The organism is Ferrimonas kyonanensis DSM 18153, assembly GCF_000425405.1.
In the GTDB taxonomy this organism is placed as follows: domain Bacteria; phylum Pseudomonadota; class Gammaproteobacteria; order Enterobacterales; family Shewanellaceae; genus Ferrimonas; species Ferrimonas kyonanensis.
Map to the genome: position 1 here is coordinate 401,568 of NZ_AUDJ01000002.1, position 24,919 is coordinate 426,486.

Here is a 24,919-nt window from a genome sequence, read left to right on the forward strand (position 1 = left end):
AAGGATTAGGCCGCCGGTGCGCGTTTGCGGCGCAGTCGCAGCGGGGTTTTGAGACGCTGGGCCATCAGCACCCCAATCAGGGTCAAACTGCCACCCAGATAGTGATGCAATGACAGGGTTTCTCCCAGCAGCCCCACTGCCAGCAGGGTGCCGATGACCGGGTTGAGGTTCATAAAGCTGGTGGCTTTGTTTGGTCCCAGGTGCTCCAGCCCTTTCAGCCAGGCAAAGGTGGCCAGCAATGAGGCGACGATGGCTGCAAACAACACCAGCGGCAGCGCCTGTGCGCTAACCGTGCTGTCCGCCTGAGTCAGGAACACCGGCAGCAGCCAGATGGCGCCCATGGCCATCTGCAAAAACAGTGACGGCCAGGTGGAAAACGGCAGTTGCCAGCGTTTAATCAGTACCCCATAGAGGCCGTAACAGGTGGCGCCGAGCAGCAGCAGCAGGTCACCCTGGTTCAATTGATGTTGAAACAGCGACAGGGGATGCCCTTCGGTGATCAGGTAAGACAGGCCCAAAAAGGACAGCAGGGATCCGGCCACCATTCCCTGGGTGGGTTGTTCGCGCAGCACGACAATGCTCCACAACATCGCCATCATCGGCACCACAGAGCCAATCAAGGCGATGTGGGTGGCAGAGGTGGTTTGCGCCGCCACGTAGGTCAGGGTTTGCAGTGCAACCATACCCAGTCCACCAAGGATACTGAGTTTAAACAGGTGTTTTTGCACCAGCTTTCGCTGTCGCCACAGAGTGGGCAGTACAAAAGGCAGCAAAATACTGGCGGCAATCATCCAGCGATAAAAGGCGATGGCAGCGGGATCGATCAGTCCCACAGACATCTTGCTGACGATGCCGTTTCCCGCCCACGCCACCACGGCGACCAGGGGAAACAGATACGCGGATTTGCTCACAGGCAACGACTCCACAACAGATCTCGAACGAATAATGCCGGCATTCTACCCTGTCTCCAAAAAACCATATAACGATTATCGGACATGATGTTATGCTGTCAGGACAGTTTTCTGAGATTCGGGTCAAATTACATGGAACCGGCGAATGGGGTATCACTCCTGGAGCGCTATCCACTGCCTTTCGAAGCAACCACCAGTGATATCTATCTGCATCAGGAAGACATTTCTGCCAACACCACGTTTCTGCCACACAGCCACGCCTGGGGCCAGCTCAATGTGGTGGTGGCCGGGGTGATGGAGATCAGCGTCGATGGTCGGCCGTTTCTGTCGCCGCCTCAGTACGCCATCTGGATTCCGCCGCTGGTGGAACACACCAGTTACAGCCGCCAGCGGGTAAGCTACCGAGCCCTGTACCTGTGTCCGGAATTATCGGCGCAATTGCCGAAGGAGGCCTGCATGATTCGTCTCAGCAGCGTGTTCTGGGCCATTATCGAGGATTTTGCCGATCGCCAGCAGGAGTACGCCAACACCGAGGCGGATCGGCGCCTGGCTCAGGTGATGGTGGATCAGTTGGCCCAGGCCGAACCCATGGTGGCCTATCTGCCGCTGAGTGAGGATCCACTGATCAAGCCCATTTTGACCACACTGCAGCTGGACCCGGCGGATAAACGTACCCTGAGCCAATGGGCCTCGCAGGTGTACTCGACTGAGCGGACCTTAAACCGTCATTTTCAGCGCAAACTGGGGATGAGCTTTTCTGACTGGCGGCAGCGGCGCCGTTTCCTGGCGTCTCTGGGGATGTTGCGTTCCGGCATGAGGGTCAACCAGGTGGCTCTGGAGCTGGGTTACAGCAGTCCGTCGGCATTCATTACCATGTTCAGTCGCTTGTCCGGCACCACTCCGGAGCAATACCGAATTCAGCGCAGCCGCCAAAGCGGCGCTTAAACAACGACGGGGGAGCCGGTACACTGTACGACAGATTGGCGCCGGTCGCCTGAGAGTGAATTGTAGATATCAAGGAAAGGGAATTGTGGCTGATTTAAGTGATGTACGTCGGGAATACCTCAAGGGCGGTTTGCGACGCAAAGATCTGCCCGGGGATCCTCTGGTGCTGTTTGAACGTTGGATGCAACAAGCCGCCGAGTCTGGCTTGACCGACCCCACCGCCATGAGCCTGGCGACGGTGGACAGTGACGGCCAGCCCTATCAGCGCATCGTGTTACTGAAACGGTTTGATCGCAATGGCTTGGTGTTTTTCACCAACCTTGGCAGTCGTAAGGCCAAGCACATGGCCAGCAACCCCAAAGTCAGCCTGTTGATGCCCTGGCACGAGATTGAACGCCAGGTGCACATTACCGGCAGCGCCGAGAAACTCTCCAAGGCCGAAGTGCTGGAGTATTTTGTCACTCGCCCCAAAGACAGCCAGATAGGCGCCTGGGTGTCCCAGCAAAGTAGCCGCATTTCGGCGCGCCAGGTGCTGGAGTCCAAGTTTTTAGAGTTAAAGCAAAAATTTTCCAAAGGGGAAGTGCCGGTACCGGACTTTTGGGGCGGCTACCGGGTCAGTCCCGACAGCCTGGAGTTCTGGCAAGGGGGCGATCGTCGTCTGCACGACCGGTTTCTCTACAGCCGTGACGATGACCAGTGGCACATTGAGCGGTTGGCGCCATAGTTAACCGGCACTTTCCGGTGTTTCAGGATCAGACTGACGTCGCCGCTGGCGGTGCGGTGACTGACCTGCCAGCCCAGATGCTGGTAGAAGCCATGGGCACGGGTGTTGGCGTCGGTATACAGGCGTATCGCCTTGACGCCGTTGCCAAACAACCAACGACAGGCACGATTCAGCAATTGTTTGCCAATGCCCCGGCTCTCAAATTCCGGTCGTACAAACAGGGCCCAAATGCTGCCGTCGCTGCCGTTGGCGATCACAAAGGCCACCACTCGCTGCTCCTGAGTGCAGACCCAGCCGCGCCCCCGGCGGCTGAGGTAACCGAGTATTTCGGTGTCGGTGACAGAGCCGGAATGACTGAGGCGGTTTTCCGATACCGAGCGGCGCACGCTTTGAATGGCGGCGATGTCGTAATGTTGAGCAAGGCGGAACTGAATTGGACTCACTAAGTGGCCTGTAAATGTGAGACAAGTTGGTTTAATGGTAGTTAACCGTTTGAAATGTGCCAAAAAAGCGAATGATTAGGGTTGCTGTTTCGACCACTTGAAGGCTATTTTGTCGGTATAATTTGCCGGCATTTATGAAAAATAGGAAAGATTCATGTCCAACCTAGAACATCTGTTTCAGCGAAATCGCGAATGGGCGAACCGGATTCAGGAAGAAAACCCAGAGTTTTTCAGCCAACTGGCTCAGCAGCAGAATCCAGAGTACCTGTGGATCGGTTGCTCCGACAGCCGGGTGCCGGCGAATCAAATCATCGATCTGGCCCCGGGCGAGATTTTTGTCCACCGCAACATTGCCAATGTGGTGGTGCACAGCGATTTGAACTGCTTGTCGGTGATTGAATTTGCCATTGATGTTCTGAAGGTGAAGCACATTATCGTTTGTGGTCATTATGGCTGCAGTGGCGTTAAGGCGTCGATGGAGGCGGATTATCTTGGCTTGGCCAGCAATTGGCTGCGTCATGTCCGCGATACCTATGAGGATCATAAACTGGTTCTCGATGAGATGAGCGAAGAGGAGCGGGCCAACCGCTTGTGTGAGCTCAACGTCATCGATCAAGCTGCCAACGTCTGCCAGACCACCATCGTCAAGGCCGCCTGGGATCGGGGCCAGGAGTTGACGGTGCACAGCTGGATTTATGGCCTGAAGGATGGACACATCCATGATCTCGGCCTGAAAGTGAATGGTCGTGGTCAGGTCTTTGGCGCCAGGAAGGCCGCCATGGAAGCGATCAACAGTTAGCTATCTCTTTCTAATTTCTTGCTATAGTCTCCTTAGTAGTTGAATTTTCTGCCCGCATTCAGCGGGCAGAAAGTGTGGTTCAACCGCCGTACTTTGGAGCCTTTATGATCGTTCGTCCCAGACAGTCCCGTGCGTTTAGCGGTGACATACGCAGTAACCGGCCGGTGGAAGAGGTCTTTCCCCTGTTTTGCCCGGTGCGTGAGCGTGAGTGGGTGCCGGGCTGGGATCCGCTGTTGGTGTGGACCAACTCCGGGGTGATAGAGCCCGATTGCGTGTTCACCACTCAAGACCCTGTCGGCCACGCCGTTTGGTATGTGGTGCAGGCCAGTGCCGAACAGGGGGTGCTGGAGTTATTGAAAACCGTCGCCGATCATATGGCCACCCGCATTGTAATCCGTGTCTCTCCGGCCCCGGAAGGCAGCCTGATCCAACTGAATTACCGCTACACCTCACTCAGTCCCCGCGGCGTGTCTGCGCTGGAGAACTTGACCGACAGCTATTGGGCCCAGTTCATGCAGCGTTGGCAAAAGGCCATGGAGCGTCACTTTAATCAACAACGAAGGAGTGCCTGATGCGCGTATGGATTGCCTGTGTGGTGATGGTGCTGGCGCTGCCGGCGTATTGCTGGGATTTGGATCCGCACCTGGAGCCGCTGCGACCGTTTTTGGGAAAAGTGTGGCGGGGGGAGTTTTCCGATTCGACTCCGGAGAAGCCGGTGGTTGATGTCTCTCAATGGCAACCGGCCTTGCAGGGCAAAGCGGTTCGCATCACCCATTCATTGAATCAGGGCCAGTATGAAGGGGAAACCCTGATGGTGTGGGATGCCCAGGCCGAGAGCATCGTGTTCTACTACTTCACCACCGCCGGGTTCTACACTCAGGGTAAGGCCTACAGCGAAGATGGCGTGTTCTATTTTCATGAAAAGGTCGCTGGCAGCGGCGATGGTATCGCCGAGGTCAAATCGGAGGTGCGCCTAGTGGACGGCCAGATGTTGCAGCAGGCGTATTACCTGAAACAGGGCGAGTGGGTCCAAGGCCACAGCGCCGTCTATCAGGCCGTCCATTAATCGACGCGCGAAGCGTCGACCCCATCAGTGCTTATCGCCCCGGGATTGTTGCGCCGCCAGAGCCCGGGCCTTGTCTTTCTTACTCATCCGTTTGCCTTTTACCGGCGCCTTGCCTAAGGCGCTGTCGGTGGGGGTGGTGATCACTCGCTCAAATCCGGCGATCTGCTCCCGCTTAACCGTATAGCCTTTTTTCTTTTCAATTACCGAGAAGCCATGCTCATCATCAATGCCGATAAAGCTGATGGCCACCCCGGTGCTGCCTTGACGGCCGGTTCGTCCGATGCGGTGGGTGTAATCGGAGACCGAGCGGGGCAGGTCAAAATTGACCACGCAGGGCAGGTCGATGATGTCAATGCCCCGAGCTGCCAGATCCGTCGCCACCAGGACCTGCAATTCGCCGCTGCGAAAATCGGCTAAGGCGCGATTGCGGGCCCCCTGAGTCATGTCTCCGTGCAGGGTATCGACATCGAAGCCGGCTTTATGCAGCTTGCTGGCCAGATTGTTGGCGGTGCGTTTACTGGCCACAAAGACCATCACCTGGTGCCATTTATGCTGGTCAATAAGGGACTGCAACAGGGCATTGCGTCGGTTGCGGTCGACCTCGATGGCACGTACCTCCACCTCATGCTGCTCGATGGGCGTGTCATAGACTTCAACGGTTTTGGCGTTGTTCAGCAGGGCATCGCACAGGGCATCGACTTCCGGTGGAAAAGTGGCCGACATCATCACGGTCTGTCGCTGACGCGGCAGCAGGGCGACGATGGCGTCCAGTTCCGCTTTGAAGTCGGCATTGACCATCTTATCCGCTTCATCCAGTACCAGAGTCTCCACTTTACCCAGCTTGAGGGCGTTGCAGGACACCAGATCCAGCAGCCGTCCGGGGGTGGCGATGACCACATCGGCGCCGCCCCGCAGTGCCATCATCTGCGGATTAATTTTGACGCCGCCATAGACGGCGGTGACCTTGAGTTCGCCGGGGAGGGCGCGGGCAAACTGCTTCATGGTGACGGACACCTGAGAGGCCAGTTCTCGAGTGGGGACCAGAATCAGGGCGGTGGTGGTGCGGAATGAGGAGGTCGGCCGGCCGCTGAGACGCTGCAGAATCGGCAGGGCGTAGGCGGCGGTTTTTCCCGAACCGGTTTTCGATTGAACTCGCAGGTCTTCGCTGTCGAAGATCAGCGGAATGACCGCCGCCTGAACCTTGGTTGGCCCCTTGTAGCCCAGGGTTTGCAGGGCATGAGAAAACGGCTCGTTGATGCCCAAAAGGGGGAAGTTCATAGTGTGGCACTCGGTCTGATGAATAAGCAGCGGGCGAGTATAGCAAACCCTGCCAGAATCGCAGACACAAAAACGCCCCGCATGGGCGAGGCGTTTACACCGAGGTACGGTTATCAGGAAACTTTTTGATGCTCGTCATTATGACTCACAAACTGTGCCAGCTCATCGGCGAACACCAAATGCAACTCTTCTTCGATGTCGCGGAGGCGTTCTCGCAGTTCGGCGATGTTCTGGGCGTCCTTAAACCGACTGTGTAACAGGGTATTGAGATTAGACTTGCTTGAGTGCATCAGTTACCTCCTTGACCCACTGAGCTATCAAGTATGGCCGCATTCGGCATAAATTCCAGAAATCTGGACGCTCAGTAACTGGTATCGAAACCCGTAGTCAAATTTGTATCAAATTTGCTCGCTAAAGGCCAAGGAATCCATCGGAAAAAGCCTCGGTTTTTGTTGTTTTATTGACAGGTCGGAGCAGAGCTGCAAGGCCTAGTTGAATTGGGTTTTGGTATACAGTATTGAAATTCAAAGAGTTTAAATCTGAATTAGCCAAAAAAAACGGCTGATGCGACAGCCGTGGTTTATGAGGCGATAACCGTGTTACTCCCGGGGAGGAGCCAGCGTTGGTGACTGCCGCCTGAAAACCGAAAATTGGCTCGGCCGATGAAAGCGCCACAGGCCGATGAGATTACTGGTGATAAACAGGGTCTCCATGGCGATGGCCATCGGTGAACCGACGACGATGTTGTGCGCCAGCCAGAAGCTGATGCCGGCGATCATGCCCAGGCGCAGGCGTTTGTCGTCGCGTTGGAAGGCTGACAGGGTCTGCAGGGCGCTGCCAGTGGCACTAAGCAGGCTGGGTAATCCGGCCCAGCTCAGCAGGGTCAGGGGTAGGGTCAACAGTAAAAATACCCAACACCAGAATGGGCGGGTGGTGATCAGCGAGACGGCAAAGCGCACGCACGCCAGCGCCATTAACAACGCGCCAGTCCAATGGCCCAGCAGGGCGAAGTGGATGGCGGTCAGCAACGTGGACAGACACAAACAGCGCAGCACCCAGTGGCGTTGCCGGAATTGGAATGAACACAGGTCCAGCACAATGGCCACTGCCACCAGGCATTGAGACAGTAGATAGGTCGACATGACAGGCTCAGTGATTCAACAATGGCCCCAGTGTGGCAATCCTTGCCGTCGTTGCCATTAACCTAAGTTAATGCGTCGCTTGATTCTTGACAGGCTGATGGGGCTGATGCCGATGTAGCGCGCCAGTTGCGCCTGGCTGAGCACCTGATTCCAGTGGGGCCACAACCGGGTCAGGGCCAGATAACGCTCCTCGGGGCTGTGGAGCAGGAACAGGGCTTCTTTTTGTTCTTTGTACAGCAGCTGCTGGCGCAACAGCGGCAGTTGCAATACCTGCCAATCGGGTCGATCCAGCAGTGACAAGGGGACCTTTAATAACTTGGCCGCCGTCAGCGTTTCTATCTGGTACAGCGCCGGGCTGGCGTCGAGCCAGCTGGCGTACAGGAAACACAGCTCACCGGGGAAGTAAAACTCCTTGCAGCGTTCTTCGCCTTCGCTGGAGTAGTGGCAGGCTCTGAGTACCCCTTGCATCAAAAAGAAACCGAACTGCTGGGTTTCTCCTTGAGCCAGCAGGGTACTGCCGCTCTCCAGCTCCAGAGGCTGACAGCGGCTCAGCCCGTGTTGCAGCGCCGATGGGCTGAGCCCCAAGGCGGTGGCGAAGCCGCTGAAGTCGGTATGAGGTGATTGGGTAATGAGCATCGTCGATGGCCTGCCGGAGCACGCTCCGGCTGAAAGATCTTAGAGCCAGCCGTGAAGCAGGCTGTCGTCCACCACCGTCAACACGCAGCTGGTGGCCTGTGCCTCAGTCAGGATCAGCGTGCCGGTCATCAGCTCATCGCGTCGGAACCAATGGCAGCGCAACTGGGCGCCGACGCCATAGCGATTCAGGGTTTTGTCCAGCTTGGTGTCCACCTGCAGGTCATTGACGGCGATCAGTACGTCGCCGGCTGCCAGCCCGGCGCGGTGCGCGGGTCCGTCCTGAACCACATTGACCAGTTTGACCCCCAGCGGGGCGCTGGTGTATTTCGCTCCCAGCTCGGTGGTCAGTGCGGGATTGTCGCTGCCGCCTTTATCGTCGTTGCCCGAGGCGGCACGCTGGCTCAGTTGCACCCCAAATTGCGCCAGTAGTGGTGCCAGCGGCAGGTCGTCGGTACTGCTTAACCAGGCAAACAGGTCACTGGCATCGCGGCCTATCAGTTCACTGACCAGGTTTTGGTGAGTGTCGTCTTCCGTCCCGATCCCCTGGCTGCCGTAGTCCTGCCACAGGCGCTGCATCAGGTGATCCAGGCAGTGGCGATGGTCGGTTTCCAGGCGAATGGACAGGTCCAGATACAGAGCAAACAGGGCGCCTTTGGTGTAGTAACTGACAATGGCGTTCTGTGCATTTTCGTCCTGCTTGTAGAACTTGGTCCAGGCATTAAACGAGCTTTGCTGCAGGGTCTGTTTAAAGCGTCCCTGGCCGCGGGTTACCCGGGTCATTAATTCGCCGAGCATCACCAGGTAGTCGTTTCGGTCGACACAACCGGCACGGTAGGTGAGCCAGTCATCGTAGTAGGAGGTGATGCCTTCGTAGGCCCACAGCTGAGTGGTGTAACTTTCCTGTTCCAGGTCGTAGGGAACGAATCGGGCAGGCTTGATCCGCTTGACGTTCCAGTTGTGAAAATACTCATGGGAGCACAGGGACAGGAAGGTGCGATACCCTTCGGTCATGCCGGTCTCGGTGATGGCGGGCAGATCTGAGCGGCCACACACCAAGGCGGTGGAGGCGCGGTGCTCCAGGCCCCCAAAGCCGGCGCCGACCACCATGGTCATAAACAGGTAATAGTCGTAGGGAGCGGTGCCGCCAAACAGGGCAATTTCTGCCTCGCAGATCTTTTTCAGGTCGGCACAGATGCGATCGGTGTCGGCCCAGTGGCGCCCGGTCAGCACCAGGTCATGTTGTACACCGCAGGCGTCGAAACTTGCCAGGGTGAACTCGCCCATCTCCACCGGATGGTCGATGAGTTCATCGTAGTTGTCTGCAACGTAGGCACCGAAGGCGTAACGCTGATTGTCGGGAGCGGGAGTCATGGCGGTGGCCACTCGCCAGTGGCGGTAGTGGTCGCCTGGAGGGGGCAGCAACTGCATCTTCACCGGTTCCGCTTCTCGCCCTTCCACTTTCAGGAAGACACTGGTGCCGTTAAAAAAGCCATGGGTTTGATCCAGGTGAGCACTGCGCACTGACATGTCCCAGGCGTACACCTGGTACCGCAGAATCAGCTTGTGGCAATCCTGCTGTACTTCCCAGCGTTGCTTATCCAGCTGTTTTAGCTCGATGCTCTGGTGGTCATCGTAGGCGCTGACAGCAATCAGGTTACGGCAAAAGTCGCGCACCATGTAGCTGCCTGGAATCCAGCTGGGCAGCGACAGCCGTTGCCCTTTGTGGGATTGGCCGATGAGAAGCTCTACTTCAAAAAGGTGGGCCAGGGGATCGATGGGGCAGATGCGGTACTGGATCATGGTGTACTGACTTCCTTACAGTGCATAAAAAACGAAAATGGGACGATTCCGCGATTTTTGATCATCATCGGAGTATTACTGACCCATTCTCAATAGTATCTGGGTAATTTCCCGAGTTTGACAAGGGCAGGATCCGGCTTTGTTTGATTTATTAGACGCTTTAGGTCCTCTGGCGGCGCCGTTTCTGGCCATTATCGCCATCTATTTGGTTGGGGTTATGATGGCCTTAGGCTATGAGCGGGCGTCCGGGGCCGTGCGTCGGCGACAGGCGCAATTGAAACGTCGGTTTCCCTAACTCAGTATTGGCAAGTATACTGACACACTTAGACAAATCTGAACAACTTGGGGGCCGGTAATGGCTGAGGAAACCATCTTTTCCAAAATTATCCGTCGCGAGATCCCTGCGGATATTCTGTATCAGGACGATCTGGTGACCGCGTTTCGAGACATTCATCCACGCACACCGACTCACGTCCTGATCATTCCCAATACCCTGATTCCCACGCTCAACGATGTCAAGGCGGCCGATGAAGCGGCATTGGGCCGAATGATGACCGTTGCGGCGAAATTGGCGAAAGAGGCCGGCATCGATGAGGACGGTTATCGGGTGATCCTGAATTGCAACCAGCATGGCGGCCAGGAGGTGTTTCACATCCATATGCACCTGGTGGGCGGTCAACCCCTGGGGCCGATGTTGTCACTGTAACCGGTGTTTTCCCAATCGATGTTGATTTAAGAAGGAGCCCAGGCTCCTTCTTTTTTTTGGGGGTAAAGGCGAGTGACTATGGCCGAGTGGCGACGGCCATTAGCCGTCGTTTTCAACAAAGTCTTCGGTAAAATCCGTTTGCCAGTACTTAAAGCCTTGCACCGTGGCCTGAGCGGCGGCCCCCATCAAATTGACCTGGTAGGTGATGATGCCATCCACGTCGACCGATTGATTGGCCGAAGCCTGGCTGTTGGTGTCGTCCACATTGGCACTGGCCTCTGCTCGGGCCTGGCCGTCAAAGCCGCCCTCCTTGAATCGATTCAGGGCATCCTGGTTGAGGAAAATCTGCACGTAAGCCACTTTTTTCCAGCCAATGCCTGCACCCGCGCCAGCGGATGCGAAACGCCAATAAGAGAGGCCCCCGCCTTCATTGAGCTCACAGATGCCACCACCGCTGGAGAGAGCAAACAGGTAGCTGTCGCTGCCGGTACAGACCAGATGAGCGATGCCGCGATTCAGGTCGTCGCGTGCTTCGGGGTGCTGAGTGAAGATCTCCGACAGGGCGGATTGGGTCTCTTTGTGGGCGTTGGCCTTTTTAGCCTGGGGCGTATCCCCGGTGGCACAGCCCCACAGCAGCGTTGAGCTAAGGGTCAAGGCCAGTAACCTGGGTGAACTAAAGTGCATGTTTGCCTCCTGATGAGTGACGATTGCTCAAGGCGTGAACAAAATGGGTCAGCAAGGCTAGTGCACATTAGCTAAACAGACACTTAACCAAAATCCATCTTTCGAGGTGAATGCCAGCCCGTTGACGCATACCGGGCGTGACTTCGCTGACTGTGCAGGGAGGTCATTTCGCCCTAACAGGGTATAGCTGGCGTTGGCGGATTTGTCGAAAAATCAGTTAATCCAGTTCGTTAAGTTGGTAGCCGCGCTTGGGGAAGTGCACATGCAAGGTGCCGTATTTGCCGCTGTTTCGTTTGACGATCCAGCGGTGGCGGCTGCTGCCTACCAGTATGCCGCGAACGGCATCTTTGGCGTAATCGCTGGGGGCCAGGCTGACGGCTTTGCCAATCAGCGGGTCGACGGTGTGAGATTGGGGAATCAGTCGTGGCTGTGACGCCGATGCCATGGCTAAGGCGTCTTTGCCGCCAATGGTGGCGGCGTGTCCGTGACCAAACTTCTGCATGCGCTGATACCAGTTGCCCAGGCGTTGCAGCCGCGATGGCAGGGGCATTCCGCCCACTTCCACCACAAACCACAGGGCGTGATAGAGGGCGAAATCGGCATGTTGCACGGTGTTGCCAAAGAAAAATGGATACAGCAGTTGCTGGTCTAGCTCTCTCAGATGGCCGCGAAATTGACGGGCCGACGGTTTGTTGCCATCGGCAGTGGTTTCCCGGGCGATGCCGAGCCTGTCCCAGAGAAATCGAATCGTCTGTAGGGGCGAGAGGTGGGTTAGCAGCACTTTCATCATTCGCTTGGGGGGCAGTGACCCAATGGCGGCAAAGAACACCTCTTTCTCCACATGGTCGATAAACCGCCATTGGCTATCGGTGATCTCCTTGGTGCTCAGTTCCGGCTTTCCTGCCAATTCGGCGATCTCTTCGGCGATCAACCGCGAATCACAGAAGATGTCGGCTCCGATCTGAGCCACAGGGATTCGTCGGTAGCCACCGGCCAGTGCATCAACCACCGGGCGTGGGGGCATGGGAGAAGTCAGCACCGATTGCCACTTGATGCCGGAATAGCCGAGCATCAGGCGGCATTTTTCCGCGAACGGGGAGAGAGAATAGTGGTGCAGAATCATGAGCGTTGGCCTGGGTCTGTGTCACCGACGGGGCGACGGAGTTTAAATTTTACCCTGATAAAGCGACTGTATTGTTTCTAAAATGAAAAATAAAGCGCCTTTAATGTTAAAGGTGCTGTGGTCGATTATTGAACCGGGGTCAGTATCTTTGACAGCTGTTGCAGCAGTGCCTGTTCGTCGGCGCTGGGCTGGTAGCGCCCGCCACATCGTGGATCGGTGTTTTGCAACAGCGTGGTCATCTGCGGGGTCAGAGGAATCGGATCACAACCGTGGCTCTGTTCACAGATCAGGTCGTATTCCGGTCGTGCTTTTTGGTGACACTCCAGGCAGTTACCACCAAACCGGTTCACCACCTCCTCGACGCCCCGGTTGCGGATGACGGTGCCGTCGGCAGAGACGTCCAGCTCAAAAAACTCCCAGTCATTGGTGGCCGGGTTGCTGCCGACGGGTTGTTTCACCATCACCTCCAGCGGCACCAGTTGCACCACCGAGCCGGGCGGGTAGCGGCCCGATTCCTGTTCGGCTATCGCCACGGTTTGTGCCAGCTGGTGCGGATCGAGGTTGTCCACATAGAAGCCCCGTACCGGGGTCATGTCCAGCATGCATTTGAAATCCTCGGCCTTGACCTCAAACTTGTCACCGGCCTGGGTGAAGGGGCTGCAGGCAACCAGTGCCAGCAGCATCAGCGCAGTTCGCATTTTAACTCCTTATTTCAGCAGTTGCAGGGCAACCATTACCAGCAGCACCAGGTTGGTGATAAAACCGATGATGAAAAAATAGCTTCTTGGACTGGGGTTTTTCTCGGTGGCGATGGCGTAGTACAACACCATGTGCGCCAGTCGTGCCAGGGCATACACCCACACCACAATGGCCAGGGTTACCGCATTCAGTCCCATGAACATCGCCAGCAACACGGTGGCGGCCATCATCGGCACGTTTTCCAGCGAGTTTTGATAGGTGCGATGGCTGCGAAAAACAAAGGACTCATGCCCGAGAGATTCATCCATTACGCCGGGAACGCACCGGCTCTGGCGCCGGTGAGCGACAATGGCGATGGTGGTTTGGGCGAACATGGTGGCTAACATCAACAGCAAACCGGCCTGGGTATAAAGGTAGTGATCAAACATGACATGACTCCGCACTTTGGTTTTTCGTAATTTGATTGTGCGCAATATTAATTGAGACTTGTCGTGATGACAAGTATATTGTGCACAATGTTTTATGCTTCGGAGTGCTTATGGCCACTGGTAACGATGATCTGCCACAGCTTAATTTTGACAATCAGGTTTGCTACCCGCTCTACAGCGCCGCCAATGCGGTGGTACGGGCCTATCGTCCGGCGTTGGCGGAGCTGGACATCACCTACCTGCAATACATGGTGTTGATGCTGCTTTGGGAGCAACGATCGTTAAACGTGAAGTCCCTGGGACAACGGATGCACCTGGACTCTGGTACGCTGACGCCGCTGTTGAAGCGATTGGAAGCAAAAGGGCTGGTGGTGCGACGTCGCAGCGAGCAGGACGAACGGGTTCGTATCATCTCCATAACCGAGGCCGGGATGGCGCTCAAGCAACGGGCGGCCGCCATTCCACAGCAGGTGGGCTGTAAGGTCGAGTTGTCACCGCAGCAGGCTCAGCAGCTCAAATCCTTGTGCCAGCAAGTGTTAAGCAATCTGGCGGAATAGCGCCAAAGCGTAGCGTTAGCTTGCCAGCCGGGGCCGAGCCGGCATCGGCTTTGTGCACTGGTGACGTGGCCTGACTCAGGCAGTAATGATATTCTTTGACGTCCAATCCGGCCTCCTTGGTCGGGAGTAACACGCAACAGGTATTTTGCTTTGACGGTGCCACAGGCACCTGAAGTATCAGGCAAACGATAAGGAATTGTTGGCACTATGTATGCTGAATCTGCCCATCAGGATGGTCTCCACCTTGTACAACAACGAGGAGCCGCGTGATGCAACCGGTGAACCCCGAATTTTTCCCCTTGACCGATTTAGCCGGTCGCTTTGTCGATGAGCTGGCCCAGTGTCGAAAGCTCAACATCGAGGCGCTGGAGGCCAGTGAACACCATGTGTTACTGAAACTGCCTTACCACGAATCTCTGGTGGGGTACCCGGAAACCCAGGTGCTCCATGGCGGGGTGATTACCACCTTGATGGATACGGCCTCCGGGGCGGCGGTGATCTGCTCCATCTTTGCCAAGGAAAAGCAGCTTGAGCTGTGTCCGACCCTGGACTTGAGAGTGGACTACATGAAAGCGGCCAAGCCCGGTGAGCCGGTGTTTGCCATGGTGGAGTGTTTTAAGCTGACGTCGTCGGTAGCCTTTACTCGGGGCATGGCCTACCAGGACTCCATCGATGATCCCATTGCCCAGGTGGTGTGCTCCTTTATGCGCATCGGTCCGGAGCTGGTCACGGAGTCGTTTCGTACTGCACTGATGGGTGAGGGGCAAGGCTAATGGTCGATATTAAACCGGTTATTGAACAGGCGATTGCCGATCGGGATTACACCGAGCTGCTGGCCATTATCCCCTATGCCAGACACCTGGGCATGAACTGCGACCAGTTGGGAGAGGAGCTGGTTTTCCGTCTGCCCAATTGCGGCGACAACATGGGCAACCCGATGTTGCCGGCGCTGCATGGCGGTGTGATTGCCGGCTTTATGGAGATGTCGGCCATGGTGCAGTTAATGGTGGCGCTGCACACCTCCCGAGTGCCTAAGATTGTCGATTTCTCCATTGACTATCTGCGCGCCGGCTACGCCAGAGAGACCTACGCCGAGTGCAAGATCACCCGCCAGGGTCGCCGTGTCGCCAATGTTTCGGTAAGCTGTTGGCAGACCAATCGTAAGCAGCCCATTTCGACTGCCCGCGCTCATTTTTTGATAGATTAGGAGATCGTCGATGCGCCCATGGACCCTGATAGTCGTTTCTGCACTGGTACTGGCCGGTTGCACTACTACCACTTCCGGCCTGATGGCTCGCTCCAATGACACCGAAGTGCAAGTGAACAACCGCACCCTGGGCCGGGATTTGTCCCTGTCTGGTCTGAATCGAGCCATGGTTGGCGGCCGGTTGCAGGCCAGGGCGGAACTGACCTCAAAAGCGTCCGGCGACCTGTATCTTCAATACCGTTTCGTGTTCTTCGATGCCACCGGTAAGGAGCTGGAGTCGGCCACCGATGGCTGGCAGCAGCTCAACCTGGCCGGTGGAGAGCGTCGCCAGATCAGCGCCTTGGCGCTCAGCGGCGAGGCGGTGGAGTTTGAAGTGGCGGTGCGTCGCATCGTCGACGAATAACGGCCATTGCCCGATTTGCCATTACCGCCGCGCCTTGTCGCGGCGGTGTTGTTTAGGGCGCCGGCTCTACCCACCCCAGAACGTCTTTGAGCACCGACCAGCGCGGCTGTTTCGGTTTGGCGTTCTGACCCAGAATCCAGTAGTTGTAGAGGGTATCGACGTAGCCGGACGCCTGCTGCATCTCCAGCCAGCTGTTAAGGAACAGCTGCAGCTCAATGTTGTTGCGGGCGACCACATAGGCCACCGGGAAGGATTTGACCTCTTCTCGATTGTATAGGGTGGTGTAGCTGGGGTAGAGCATGGTCCAGGTGGTCCCGGCTTCCAGGCTGATCATCAACGCATCGTAGTTCTGGCCGTCATCTTCAAAGAACAGCCGATCCGATTCGATCCGTTCAAACACCAGGTTGGGAAACTTCTTTTCCAGCGCCGGGATGATGGCGTATTCACCGACCGAGGCGACTTTCAGCGCCCCGGCGCGGCGGATCAGTTCATCGCGGTCGAACTCGTCGGCGCGATGGTCTTTGACGACAAAGGCGTAATGCAGGGTCAGCACCGGATTGGTGAAGCCCACGTGCTGAATGCGTTTGGTGGTCATCTGCAGTCCGGAGACCACGATGTCAAAGGTGCCACGATTGATGTTGTCCAATACCGTGCTGGACGCATAAGGGATAAAGGCGATGTCCAACTGCATCTCTGAGGCCAGCTTCTTCATCATTTCGATATCCAGCCCCACCAGCTCGTTGTTGGCGTTGTAGAAGGAAAACGGCACCTGCAACGGGTTATAGCCGATTCTCAATACTCCACTGGCTTTAATCTGCTCCAGGGTTCGTGGTGCCGAGGTCGAATCCAGTTGCTCCGGCTGGTAGTTTTTCACCTCCTCCGGCAGGCTTTGAGCGGAGCGCATCTGTGCCACCACTTCATCCATGACGTAGTCGGTGTTTACCGCCTTATCCAAGGTGACGGCGGTGGCAATCAACACCGCCCCGACCACCACCGGGGTTAAGCCGGCGTATAGCATCAGCCGCACCGGGTTTAGGCGGGCGTGACCGGCCAGCATCGCCGTTCCGCCGACGGCCAGAATAAACAGGTTCATGGCCGCCAGCAGCGAGGTAAAGCGACTGGTGAACAGGCTGGACACCATGTACAGCTGAAACAGATCCGACGGCAATTCCAGCGAGTCCAGCAGCATCGGCACCGTCAGATAGACGCTGCCAAACAGGCTGATCAGGCCATTGATGGCCATGGGTAGGTAGGTCACGAAATCCAGGTCGCTGCCGGCGAACCAGGCGGCGAACAGCACAAACACCAGGGTAAGCAGTTTGCCCAGGTTGGGAAAGCTGAACACCACCGGAATGATGACATTGGCGTAGTCGTCGGTCTCGTCGCTGCCGATGTTGTATTTATGGAACAGCTGTTTGGTTCGCTCAATCAGCAACGGCAGAATAATGAAGATGTTGCCAGCGGCAAAGGCGGTGATCATGGCGTCTTTGGCGATGCCGGCGATGTCGCGGTAGGAAAAAGGCGTCATCACCGCCACGATGGCGGGCAACACCCAGTAGGTCAGGATAAGCGTCATTACCACATGGGCGGCGAAATAGACCTGCAGGCGTTGAAATTCGTCAATCTCCATGGTCCCGGCCGTGGACGCCGTCATGGCAAAGATCCCCAGTGGCATCAGCTTGACGATGTATTGAGTCACCTTATTGAAGGCTTCGCTCAGCAACTGCATCGGTTTCAGCAGCGCCTCTTTATCGTCGATGGCGATCAGGGCGATGCCGGTGGCAACGCAAAACAGCACAATGGCGGGAATGTAACTGTTCGACATAGAAAAGAACGGGTTGGCGGGAATGTAGAGGTCCATCAAGCTGACGGCCTGCGGGTCCTGCAATACCGATAAGCTGAAGAAGTCACCCGCCTGCCACTCTGGGAAGGTATAGCGAATCAGGTACATGGCCAGCAATCCCAGGGCCCAGATCACCACCATCAATTTGCCGACATGCATCGCCAGGTTGCGAGCCTGTTGATAGGACAGGTTGCCGAGGCTGGAGATCAGCGACACCATGATGTACGGAATGATGGTCATCTGCAGCAGCTTGACGAACGCATCGCCAATGTAGGACATCCAGGCCAGAGTTTCGCCGAAAAACAACCCGGCGCCGATGCCGGCGGCAAAGGACAGCAGCACCAGGGTCGACATGCTCATTCCGGGTTTGGCGGTGGGGGCCTGGGCGGTGGCGGTAGTCATAACTTAGTGATTTCCTGTTGGCAGAAGGCAAGCGTTGATGGCCTGGCGGTAACACGCCAGGTACTGCTCCGCCTTTTCGGCGGGATGGAAGCGTTCGGCGGCGCGGCGACGGCCGGCCTGGCCAAAGCGCCGTTGGCGCTGCGGATCGGTGAGTATCGCCAGCAGGTGACGGCTGTGGGCCTCGACGTCATCGGCGGGCGCCATGTAACCGCTGACGCCATGCTCGACGACCTCCGGAATGCCGTCTACGTCACTGCTGACCGTGGGAACGCCGCAGGCCATGGCTTCCAGCAGCGCCATGCAAAACGATTCCCGGTAGCTGGGCTGAATCACGCAATCGGCCAGTGGCAGGTAGTGCTCGACGTTGCGCACTTCGCCGATAAAGTGGACCCGTTCGCTGATCCCCAGTTGATGGCACAGGGTTTGACAAGGCTCCAGGCTGGGGCCGCTGCCCAACAGCACCAGCCGGGCGGGCAGGGCGCTGCTGAGCCGGGCAAAGGCATTGATCACCGTCTGGGTATTTTTTACCGGCCGAAAGTTAGACAGGTGCATGACGATTTTCTCTTCGTCCTTCGCCAGGGTGTGCCGGGCCACTGCCGCCGGGTTATTCGGGCTGAATCGTTGCAGGTCGATAAAGTTGTGGATCACCTCGATGGGGGCATCGACCTGAAAATGGCGATGGATGTAGTGCTGCTGAAAATTCGACACCGTGGTTACCCGGGTGCTGCGGTTGATGCTGAACTGGTTCAGCGGGTACAGCGGCCGATCCTGCCCGACCACAGTGACATCGGTGCCGTGAATGGTGGTGACCACGGGAAACGGCTGGTCGGTGATCTCACTGGCCAGGTAGGCGCACAAGGAGTGGGGAATGGAGTAGTGGGCGTGCACCACTTGTAACTGGTACTGGTTGACCACCTCGACGATTTTGGCCGTTAACGCAAAGGTGTACAGCGGGTCCTGAAACAGCGGGTAGTGAATGGCCTCAACCAGGTGGAAATGCACATTGGGTTGGTTGCGGCTGAGTTTGAACGGTGGGGCGCTGGAGATGAAATGCACCTCGTGGCCAAGACGGGCCAATTCATGGCCGAGCTCGGTGGCCACTAGGCCCGAGCCACCAATACTGGGGTGGCAGACAATCCCTATCTTCATCAGCGAGCATCCTTTTTGGTGTCACGACAGGCCGAGCCTGTGCGTCTGCACTCTTCCGGCCGGGTTCAGACTCCTTTACCGAACCTCAGCGACCGTATTCGCACTTTGAGTTTCAAGCTATTCAATAATAGTGAAATTTACAACATTGAATTGGATCAGAATCGTCAGCGGCTATCGCTCTGAGGTGGCTTGTTGCGGAAATATTGGCCGGAAAGCCGGTTCAGGCTCGATTCAGAGTTCGTTGTTGTTACAACTCTGATATACTGGCGACTGCCTCGGGGTGTATCACGACAGATACTGAGATTCCAACTGGAGAACCCGCGAACCTGATCCGGATAATACCGGCGTAGGAAAGGTCTAACCTTTGATATCCCTGCCCAAAATCCGGTCGTATCCCTTTTAGTTTTTAAGAGACGTCTAAAAGTCATGCGTACCAAAGTTTCCCTGATTGCCCTTGCGGTCTCCTTTGCGGTTCATGCCCAAGAGATCGAAACCATCACCGTTAATGCCGATCTTCGCAACATCGAGCTGGAGCAGTTGCCTGGCTCAGCCACCGTGGTCGACAGCCAGGCCATCAAAGATGAAGGTGGTGAACACTTCGAACAGATACTGGACTCGATTCCGAACCTGAACTGGTCCGGTGCCACCTCTCGTCCCCGTTACTTCCAGATCCGTGGTGTCGGTGAGCAGGAGGACTACAAGGGGGCGCCCAACAGCTCGGTCGGCTTTATCGTCGATGACATCGATCTGTCCGGGCTGGGAATGGCTGCCAGTCTGTATGATCTGCAGCAGGTAGAGGTGCTTCGTGGCCCTCAGGGTACTCAGTACGGTGCCAACGCCCTGGCGGGGCTTATCTATGTGAAAAGCATGGATCCCAGCGACGAATTTGAGTCTGGCCTGACCGCCACCCTGGCCGAAGACAACCAACAGACCTACGGTGGCTATGTCTCCGGTGCGGCCACCGACACCCTCAACTACCGGGTAATGGTGCACTCTAACCAGCAGGATGGCTTTCGCGACAACCTCTATCTGGGCCGGGACGACACCAACGCCCGCGATGAACTGACCCTGAGAACCAAGTTACTGTGGCAACCTAGTGACCGACTGCAGGCCAAATTGACTTTCCTGCACGCGGATCTGGATAACGGCTACGACGCCTGGACCCTGGACAACAATGGTTTTGACACCATCACCGACAACCCGGGAGAGGACTCTCAGCGCACCAATGGCGCATCGCTGAACCTGAACTACGACATCAATGAGGCGCTGGCGCTGCGGGCCATTACCAGCTGGAGCAACACTCACGCCACTCACGCCTACGACGGTGACTGGGCCAACGACGACTATTGGGCCGACCGCACCTGCTATGGCGAGCCCTGTGTCTATGTCTATAACTGGAGCAAGGCTCTGAAACGCGACACCCTAAGCCAGGAGTTGCGCCTCAGTTCCCGCGAAGCGGGACGCATCTTTGCCGGTACCACCGACTGGCTGGTGGGGGTGTATGCCAACGATTTGCAAGAATCGAACTACCTGGCCATTACCGAAGCCTACGACGCCAGCGGCAGCTACTTCTCGGATCAAAGCTCCGACTACGACGCCGACAGCCAAGCGGTGTTTGGTCAACTGGACAGCAGCCTGGGTCGCTGGACCCTGTCCGCTGGCCTGCGCCTGGAACAGCGCGATGCCAGCTACCGCGACAGCAAAGGTGAGGCCTTCGACACCGACGAGTCGATGTGGGGCGGTCACTTGTCGGCCAGCTATCAGTTCAATGCCGACCATAACGGCTATGTACGGGTGGCCCGAGGTTACAAGGCCGGTGGTTTTAACATGGGGCTGCCGGAGTTTCTGTCTGACAAGACCCAGTACGACACCGAGACCCTGTATAACTATGAGATCGGGTTGAAAAGCCGTTGGCTGGACGGGGCGCTGACGTCGGCGCTGGCACTGTTCTACATGGACCGTCAGGACCAGCAGGTGGAAGCGTCGGTTCAGGAGCCGGGCAGTGGCGATTTTGTGCTGTACACCAGCAACGCCACCGACTCCAATAACTACGGCGCCGAACTGGAGCTGAATTACCAGGTGACGGAGTCATTGCAGCTGCACGGCAGTGTCGGCTGGCTGGAAACCGAGTACGGTGACTACGTGCTGCAGCTGGGAGAAGACAGTTTCCGGGATCTCAGTGGCCGCGAGCTGGCCCATGCGCCCAACTATCAGTTTGCCGTCGGCGCCACCTACCGTCACGACCAGGGCTGGTTTGCCAATGTGAACCTGTCCGGTAAAGACGAATTCTACTACTCCGACAGCAACGATTCGGTGTCCGACCCCTACCAGGTGCTGGACGCCAAAATTGGCTACGAAGCCAACAGCTGGTCGCTGTACCTGTGGGGGCGTAACCTCACCGATGAGAAATACGGCGTGCGTGGCTTCTACTTCGGTAACGAGCCGGATCAGGACTGGGCCGACAAACAGTACATCCGTTACGGCGATCCTCAGCAGTTCGGCGTGACCTTTAACTACGACTATTTCTAAGGAGTTGGCAATGCAATTGTCAGTAGAAATCAGCCTTTACCCGCTTCAGGATAACTATTTGGCACCGATTCAATGGTTCATCGGCCGCCTGGACTCCTATCCTGAGATTCAGCGTAAAACCAATGCCATGAGCACCCAGATTGGCGGCGATTACGATACCGTGATGGCGCTGCTAGCCACCGAGATGAAGGCCGCCCATCAGCAGTGGGGCAAGGGGGTGTTTGTGTGTAAATTCATTCCTGGCGGTGTCGATCTTGACCACAGTGAGTGATGCCCTGACCGAGGCACTGGCTCAGGCCAGTGCCATGAACCTGTGGGAGGGGGTGGCCGTGGTGCTGGCCCTGGCCTATCTGTTGTTTGCTATGCGTGGCAGCCTGTGGTGCTGGCCAGCGGCGTTTTTCAGCACCCTGATCTATACCGTCCTGTTTTGGGAGGTGTCGCTGCTGATGGAGTCGGTGCTCAATGGCTACTACCTGTTGATGGCACTGTACGGCTTCTGGCAGTGGCGCTACGGCGGTCGCGGTGATGGTCTGAGTTACCAGACTTGGTCGGCCAGTACCCACGTGCGTCTGATTGGCTTGACTGCGCTGACGGCGCTGGGACTGGGGTACGTGATGGACAACTACACCCACGCGGACCTGGCCTATCTGGATTCGGCCACCACCTGTTTTGCGGTGGTGGGTACGGTGATGACCGCCCGCAAGGTGGTTGAGAACTGGCTCTATTGGGTGGTGATCGATTTGGTGTCCATCTATCTGTACATGAGCAAGGGGCTGGTCCTGACCAGTGGCTTGTTCGTGATTTACGTCGGTCTGGCACTGGCAAGCTATTTCAGCTGGCGCAGTGCCTATCGCAGCCAGGATGATGCCGTTGCGGCCTGAAGCATTGCTCCATCAACTGAAGGGCTATGAGGGCTTCAGTCTGCGGCCGTTTGCCCGCGGCAGTGCCAACAATCTGTTTGAGGTCGTTGGCCCGGCGCAGCCTACCTTGATGCGGGTCCACGATGCCTGGGCCACCATGGGGGTCGATCGCAAACGGGAATCGAGGCTGTGGCAGCTGGCCGGTCAACAGAGGCTGGCGCCAACGTTGATTCACTGGGATTCGGCTCACCGCTTTTGTCTGATGCAGCGCTGGGGCCAGGCGGCAGGCACCCTGGTCGCCGCCAACGCCACGGCGGTGCTGCTGGCGTTTCACCGCCTGCCCGCAGCGCCACAGCCCTGGGATTATGCCGCCGGGCTGTGTGCCCAGCGCTGGCCAATGGCCCGCCAGTGGCAGGCTCAGCTGCTGGCCAGCGCGTTGCCCGCCGGTCTGTGCCATCACGACCCCGGTCGGGGCAACTGGTTGAGCCAGGACGGTGAATATCGACTCATCGACTTCGAGTATGCCGACTGGGGCCACCCGCTGTGGGACCTGGCTTGCCTTGAGGTGGAGTGGGGACCGCAGATCGCGACTCCGCTGTGGCGAGAGTATTACGTCGCAGTGGGCCAGCCGCTGAATGACACCGAATTGAGGGCATTGGCCGGTGCTCGCCGTTTGTACCTGGCTACTGCTATCGACTGGTGCCGACACGCGTTGGCTCAGGGCGGAGACCAGGCTCAGTTGCAACCGTGGTTGAGTCGCTATCAGGGTCTGCTTGACCAAGATCGGTACTGAGCTCCTGGCTTGATTCATCTCTGGAATCCGCTAGGGTAAAGGATTGCGGACCTTACAGGCAGGATGCCATGGACACCACAGCAACCGCGGTACACACCGCCCGTCATGGCTCAATCTGGGTTGTGACTCTCAATCGACCCGAATGCAGGAATGCCGTAGATGGCCCCACAGCCACGGCGCTGCAGGACGCCTTCATCGAATTTGACTCCCGAGCCGAGCTTAAGGTGGCGGTGCTGACCGGTGCCGGCGGCCAATTCTGTGCCGGTGCGGATCTGCACGCGGTAGACGATCCTGGCCGCCGTAATCGCATCGAACCTGAGGGGAGTGGGCCTCTGGGGCCCACTCGAATGCAGCTCAGTAAGCCAGTGATTGCCGCTGTGGAGGGCTATGCCGTGGCCGGAGGGTTGGAGCTGGCGCTGTGGTGCGACTTGAGAGTGGCCGCCGACACGGCTCAATTTGGGGTGTTTTGCCGCCGCTGGGGGGTGCCACTTATCGATGGTGGCAGCGTGCGGTTGCCACGCTTGGTTGGTCAGGGCCGGGCCCTGGACATGATATTAACCGGCCGGTCGGTGGCCGCGGCCGAAGCCTTGGCCTGGGGCCTGGTCAGCCGGGTGGTGCCCGAGGGCCAGGCGCTGGAACAGGCGTTGCAGTTGGCGGCGTCGCTGACCGAGTTTCCTCAGCAATGCATGAAGGCCGATCGACTCAGTTGCCTGGCGCAGTGGTCGTTGCCGTTGGAGCGTGCCTTGGAGGCTGAGGGCCGCTGTGCGGCGACCGTACTGCAGCAGGAAGGGCTGGCAGGAGCGCGTCGCTTTCGCCAAGGCGCTGGCCGCCATGGAACTTTTGAGGAATCCGATGGTTCCAACTGATAGATTACTGGCATCGAAGGAGTACGATGTGGCACCAATAGGGAGAAGTGAGTGAAGGCACGAGGGTTAGTGATTGTTGCTCTGGCGGTAGTGTTGAGCGGCTGCAGCACCAAGTTTGTCTATAACTGGCTGGATTGGATCATCGAGTGGCAGGTCGAGGATTACGTCGATCTCGATCGTGATCAGGAACGCCAGTTGCAGCGGATGATCGACGATTTGCTGGAGTGGCACCGATACGATGAGCTGCCTAAATACCATGCCCAATTGCACCAGCTCCGCACCCAGTTGGATCAGGGGTTCAGCGCCGAGGATGCCCAGGCGCACCTGACTCAGCTCGAACAACACTGGTTTCGTATCTTTGATCATCTGATGCCCAAGTTGGTGCCGCTGCTGCAGTCGTTCAGCGACGCGCAGGTGCAACAGATGATGACGGTGATCAGGGAGGAGAATCAGAAGGACATCGACCGGTATCTGAAGCGGGATCTGGACGACAGGGTTGTCAGTTCCAACAAGCGCATGGCCAAGAGCCTGAAGCGCTGGGTGGGTAAGTTGACACCGATGCAGGCGCAGGCGGTGGATGACTTTAATCGTCAGCGCCACCAATCGATGGACTTGTGGGTGGCCTATCGGGAAGCGTGGCAGGAGCGCTTTCATCAGGCGATGCTCAATCGAACCAATGGGGCGGAACTGCGACGCGAACTGGCGGTGCTGCTGGTGAACCCGGACAGCGTGCGGCCGCAGGAATACAAAGACCAGCTGAGCGTCAATCAGCACCTGTTCGCCGAGTCGTTGGTGGAGATCAATAACAGCCTGACAGGAAAACAGCGCAAAAGACTGAATCGTCAACTAGGATCCTTGATAGATGATCTCGCTGATTTATCGAAAAAATAGCTTTTTTTGAAAGCCGGAGAGCGCGGTACCGGTCT

At 57.2% G+C, this 24,919-nt stretch carries 30 protein-coding genes and 1 riboswitch; of the genes, 17 read left to right on the plus strand and 13 right to left on the minus strand.

Features of this window, described 5'->3' with window-relative positions; genetic code table 11:
- Window positions 1–5: 5 nt before the first annotated feature.
- Window positions 6–911, minus strand: coding sequence for a DMT family transporter (locus H598_RS0104325; protein WP_028111909.1), 906 nt, complete (start codon window positions 909–911; stop codon window positions 6–8).
- Between the two features lie 132 nt (window positions 912–1,043).
- On the opposite strand from H598_RS0104325, the gene H598_RS0104330 reads away from it, so the two are divergent.
- Both H598_RS0104330 and pdxH read left to right on the plus strand, forming a co-directional pair.
- Complete coding sequence (locus tag H598_RS0104330; protein ID WP_084144318.1) at window positions 1,044–1,856, plus strand: AraC family transcriptional regulator; 813 nt, start codon at window positions 1,044–1,046, stop codon at window positions 1,854–1,856.
- 85 nt (window positions 1,857–1,941) lie between these two features.
- Window positions 1,942–2,580, plus strand: coding sequence for a pyridoxamine 5'-phosphate oxidase (gene pdxH / locus H598_RS0104335; RefSeq protein ID WP_028111911.1), 639 nt, complete (start codon window positions 1,942–1,944; stop codon window positions 2,578–2,580).
- On the opposite strand, the gene H598_RS23310 is transcribed toward pdxH, so the two are convergent.
- Window positions 2,532–3,023, minus strand: a complete 492-nt coding sequence (locus H598_RS23310) for a GNAT family N-acetyltransferase (protein ID WP_051252391.1) — start codon at window positions 3,021–3,023, stop codon at window positions 2,532–2,534. The genes pdxH and H598_RS23310 overlap by 49 nt on opposite strands.
- A gap of 154 nt (window positions 3,024–3,177) precedes the next feature.
- Between H598_RS23310 and can the strand changes: the two genes are divergently transcribed.
- The 3 genes from can (at window position 3,178) to H598_RS0104355 (ending at window position 4,888) form a co-directional block, all read left to right on the plus strand.
- Window positions 3,178–3,822 carry a carbonate dehydratase gene (can, locus tag H598_RS0104345; protein WP_028111912.1) on the plus strand — a complete coding sequence of 215 codons (645 nt, stop codon included), beginning with the start codon at window positions 3,178–3,180 and terminating at the stop codon, window positions 3,820–3,822.
- A 104-nt stretch (window positions 3,823–3,926) separates the two neighbouring features.
- Entirely contained in the window at window positions 3,927–4,394 is a 468-nt protein-coding gene (locus H598_RS0104350) for a hypothetical protein (protein ID WP_028111913.1), read from the plus strand.
- Window positions 4,394–4,888 (plus strand): hypothetical protein, encoded by a 495-nt coding sequence (locus tag H598_RS0104355; protein ID WP_051252393.1) that lies wholly within the window; start codon window positions 4,394–4,396, stop codon window positions 4,886–4,888. Before H598_RS0104350 ends, H598_RS0104355 begins: the two co-directional genes overlap by 1 nt.
- 24 nt (window positions 4,889–4,912) lie before the next feature.
- On the opposite strand, the gene H598_RS0104360 is transcribed toward H598_RS0104355, so the two are convergent.
- From H598_RS0104360 to H598_RS0104380, 5 genes are all read right to left on the minus strand, one after another.
- Window positions 4,913–6,166, minus strand: coding sequence for a DEAD/DEAH box helicase (locus tag H598_RS0104360; protein ID WP_028111915.1), 1,254 nt, complete (start codon window positions 6,164–6,166; stop codon window positions 4,913–4,915).
- Between the two features lie 113 nt (window positions 6,167–6,279).
- Complete coding sequence (locus H598_RS26370) at window positions 6,280–6,456, minus strand: hypothetical protein (protein WP_156896927.1); 177 nt, start codon at window positions 6,454–6,456, stop codon at window positions 6,280–6,282.
- A gap of 309 nt (window positions 6,457–6,765) precedes the next feature.
- A complete protein-coding gene (locus H598_RS23315) occupies window positions 6,766–7,308 on the minus strand; it encodes a YgjV family protein (RefSeq protein ID WP_084144320.1) in 543 nt (180 codons plus the stop codon).
- Between the two features lie 57 nt (window positions 7,309–7,365).
- Entirely contained in the window at window positions 7,366–7,944 is a 579-nt protein-coding gene (locus H598_RS23320; protein ID WP_035415241.1) for a Crp/Fnr family transcriptional regulator, read from the minus strand.
- 39 nt (window positions 7,945–7,983) lie between these two features.
- A complete protein-coding gene (locus H598_RS0104380; RefSeq protein WP_028111916.1) occupies window positions 7,984–9,744 on the minus strand; it encodes a M61 family metallopeptidase in 1,761 nt (586 codons plus the stop codon).
- 139 nt (window positions 9,745–9,883) lie between these two features.
- Between H598_RS0104380 and H598_RS26375 the strand changes: the two genes are divergently transcribed.
- The gene (locus H598_RS26375; RefSeq protein ID WP_156896928.1) at window positions 9,884–10,039 is read left to right on the plus strand and encodes a hypothetical protein; all 156 of its coding nucleotides are present in this window, start codon (window positions 9,884–9,886) and stop codon (window positions 10,037–10,039) included.
- Window positions 10,040–10,099: 60 nt separating this feature from the next.
- Window positions 10,100–10,450 carry a purine nucleoside phosphoramidase gene (gene hinT / locus H598_RS0104390; RefSeq protein WP_028111917.1) on the plus strand — a complete coding sequence of 117 codons (351 nt, stop codon included), beginning with the start codon at window positions 10,100–10,102 and terminating at the stop codon, window positions 10,448–10,450.
- 99 nt (window positions 10,451–10,549) lie between these two features.
- On the opposite strand, the gene H598_RS0104395 is transcribed toward hinT, so the two are convergent.
- From H598_RS0104395 to H598_RS0104410, 4 genes are all read right to left on the minus strand, one after another.
- On the minus strand, window positions 10,550–11,134 hold the full coding sequence (locus H598_RS0104395) for a lipid-binding SYLF domain-containing protein (protein WP_028111918.1): 585 nt from the start codon (window positions 11,132–11,134) through the stop codon (window positions 10,550–10,552).
- A gap of 217 nt (window positions 11,135–11,351) precedes the next feature.
- The gene (locus H598_RS0104400) at window positions 11,352–12,257 is read right to left on the minus strand and encodes a glutathione S-transferase family protein (protein ID WP_028111919.1); all 906 of its coding nucleotides are present in this window, start codon (window positions 12,255–12,257) and stop codon (window positions 11,352–11,354) included.
- 125 nt (window positions 12,258–12,382) lie between these two features.
- A complete protein-coding gene (locus H598_RS23325; RefSeq protein WP_035415244.1) occupies window positions 12,383–12,955 on the minus strand; it encodes a hypothetical protein in 573 nt (190 codons plus the stop codon).
- Window positions 12,956–12,964: 9 nt separating this feature from the next.
- Window positions 12,965–13,384, minus strand: a complete 420-nt coding sequence (locus H598_RS0104410) for an MAPEG family protein (RefSeq protein ID WP_028111920.1) — start codon at window positions 13,382–13,384, stop codon at window positions 12,965–12,967.
- A 110-nt stretch (window positions 13,385–13,494) separates the two neighbouring features.
- Between H598_RS0104410 and ohrR the strand changes: the two genes are divergently transcribed.
- The 4 genes from ohrR to H598_RS0104430 all read left to right on the plus strand — a co-directional run bounded on the left by ohrR (window position 13,495) and on the right by H598_RS0104430 (window position 15,551).
- Window positions 13,495–13,941: a transcriptional regulator OhrR gene (gene ohrR, locus H598_RS0104415; RefSeq protein WP_028111921.1), complete on the plus strand. Its 447-nt coding sequence runs from the start codon at window positions 13,495–13,497 to the stop codon at window positions 13,939–13,941.
- A gap of 269 nt (window positions 13,942–14,210) precedes the next feature.
- Window positions 14,211–14,714 (plus strand): PaaI family thioesterase, encoded by a 504-nt coding sequence (locus H598_RS0104420; RefSeq protein ID WP_035415246.1) that lies wholly within the window; start codon window positions 14,211–14,213, stop codon window positions 14,712–14,714.
- Window positions 14,714–15,148 carry a PaaI family thioesterase gene (locus H598_RS0104425; protein ID WP_028111923.1) on the plus strand — a complete coding sequence of 145 codons (435 nt, stop codon included), beginning with the start codon at window positions 14,714–14,716 and terminating at the stop codon, window positions 15,146–15,148. The genes H598_RS0104420 and H598_RS0104425 overlap by 1 nt, the downstream gene beginning before the upstream one ends.
- A gap of 10 nt (window positions 15,149–15,158) precedes the next feature.
- Window positions 15,159–15,551 (plus strand): YcfL family putative periplasmic lipoprotein, encoded by a 393-nt coding sequence (locus H598_RS0104430; RefSeq protein ID WP_028111924.1) that lies wholly within the window; start codon window positions 15,159–15,161, stop codon window positions 15,549–15,551.
- 52 nt (window positions 15,552–15,603) lie between these two features.
- On the opposite strand, the gene H598_RS0104435 is transcribed toward H598_RS0104430, so the two are convergent.
- Window positions 15,604–17,796, minus strand: coding sequence for a cation:dicarboxylate symporter family transporter (locus tag H598_RS0104435; protein ID WP_028111925.1), 2,193 nt, complete (start codon window positions 17,794–17,796; stop codon window positions 15,604–15,606).
- Between the two features lie 3 nt (window positions 17,797–17,799).
- Window positions 17,800–18,945: an N-acetyl-alpha-D-glucosaminyl L-malate synthase BshA gene (gene bshA / locus H598_RS0104440; RefSeq protein WP_028111926.1), complete on the minus strand. Its 1,146-nt coding sequence runs from the start codon at window positions 18,943–18,945 to the stop codon at window positions 17,800–17,802.
- A gap of 266 nt (window positions 18,946–19,211) precedes the next feature.
- A riboswitch (TPP riboswitch) is annotated at window positions 19,212–19,315 on the plus strand.
- Window positions 19,316–19,371: 56 nt separating this feature from the next.
- Here bshA and H598_RS0104445 point away from each other — a divergent pair.
- The 6 genes from H598_RS0104445 to H598_RS0104470 all read left to right on the plus strand — a co-directional run bounded on the left by H598_RS0104445 (window position 19,372) and on the right by H598_RS0104470 (window position 24,884).
- Entirely contained in the window at window positions 19,372–21,474 is a 2,103-nt protein-coding gene (locus tag H598_RS0104445; protein ID WP_028111927.1) for a TonB-dependent receptor, read from the plus strand.
- Between the two features lie 10 nt (window positions 21,475–21,484).
- A complete protein-coding gene (locus H598_RS0104450; protein WP_028111928.1) occupies window positions 21,485–21,745 on the plus strand; it encodes a YkoF family thiamine-binding protein in 261 nt (86 codons plus the stop codon).
- Between the two features lie 34 nt (window positions 21,746–21,779).
- Window positions 21,780–22,355 carry a nicotinamide riboside transporter PnuC gene (gene pnuC, locus H598_RS0104455; protein WP_084144330.1) on the plus strand — a complete coding sequence of 192 codons (576 nt, stop codon included), beginning with the start codon at window positions 21,780–21,782 and terminating at the stop codon, window positions 22,353–22,355.
- The gene (locus H598_RS0104460) at window positions 22,345–23,127 is read left to right on the plus strand and encodes a phosphotransferase (protein WP_169629212.1); all 783 of its coding nucleotides are present in this window, start codon (window positions 22,345–22,347) and stop codon (window positions 23,125–23,127) included. The genes pnuC and H598_RS0104460 overlap by 11 nt, the downstream gene beginning before the upstream one ends.
- Before the next feature lie 68 nt (window positions 23,128–23,195).
- Complete coding sequence (locus tag H598_RS0104465; protein WP_028111931.1) at window positions 23,196–23,993, plus strand: crotonase/enoyl-CoA hydratase family protein; 798 nt, start codon at window positions 23,196–23,198, stop codon at window positions 23,991–23,993.
- 51 nt (window positions 23,994–24,044) lie between these two features.
- Window positions 24,045–24,884: a DUF6279 family lipoprotein gene (locus H598_RS0104470; RefSeq protein ID WP_156896929.1), complete on the plus strand. Its 840-nt coding sequence runs from the start codon at window positions 24,045–24,047 to the stop codon at window positions 24,882–24,884.
- Window positions 24,885–24,919 lie beyond the last annotated feature (35 nt).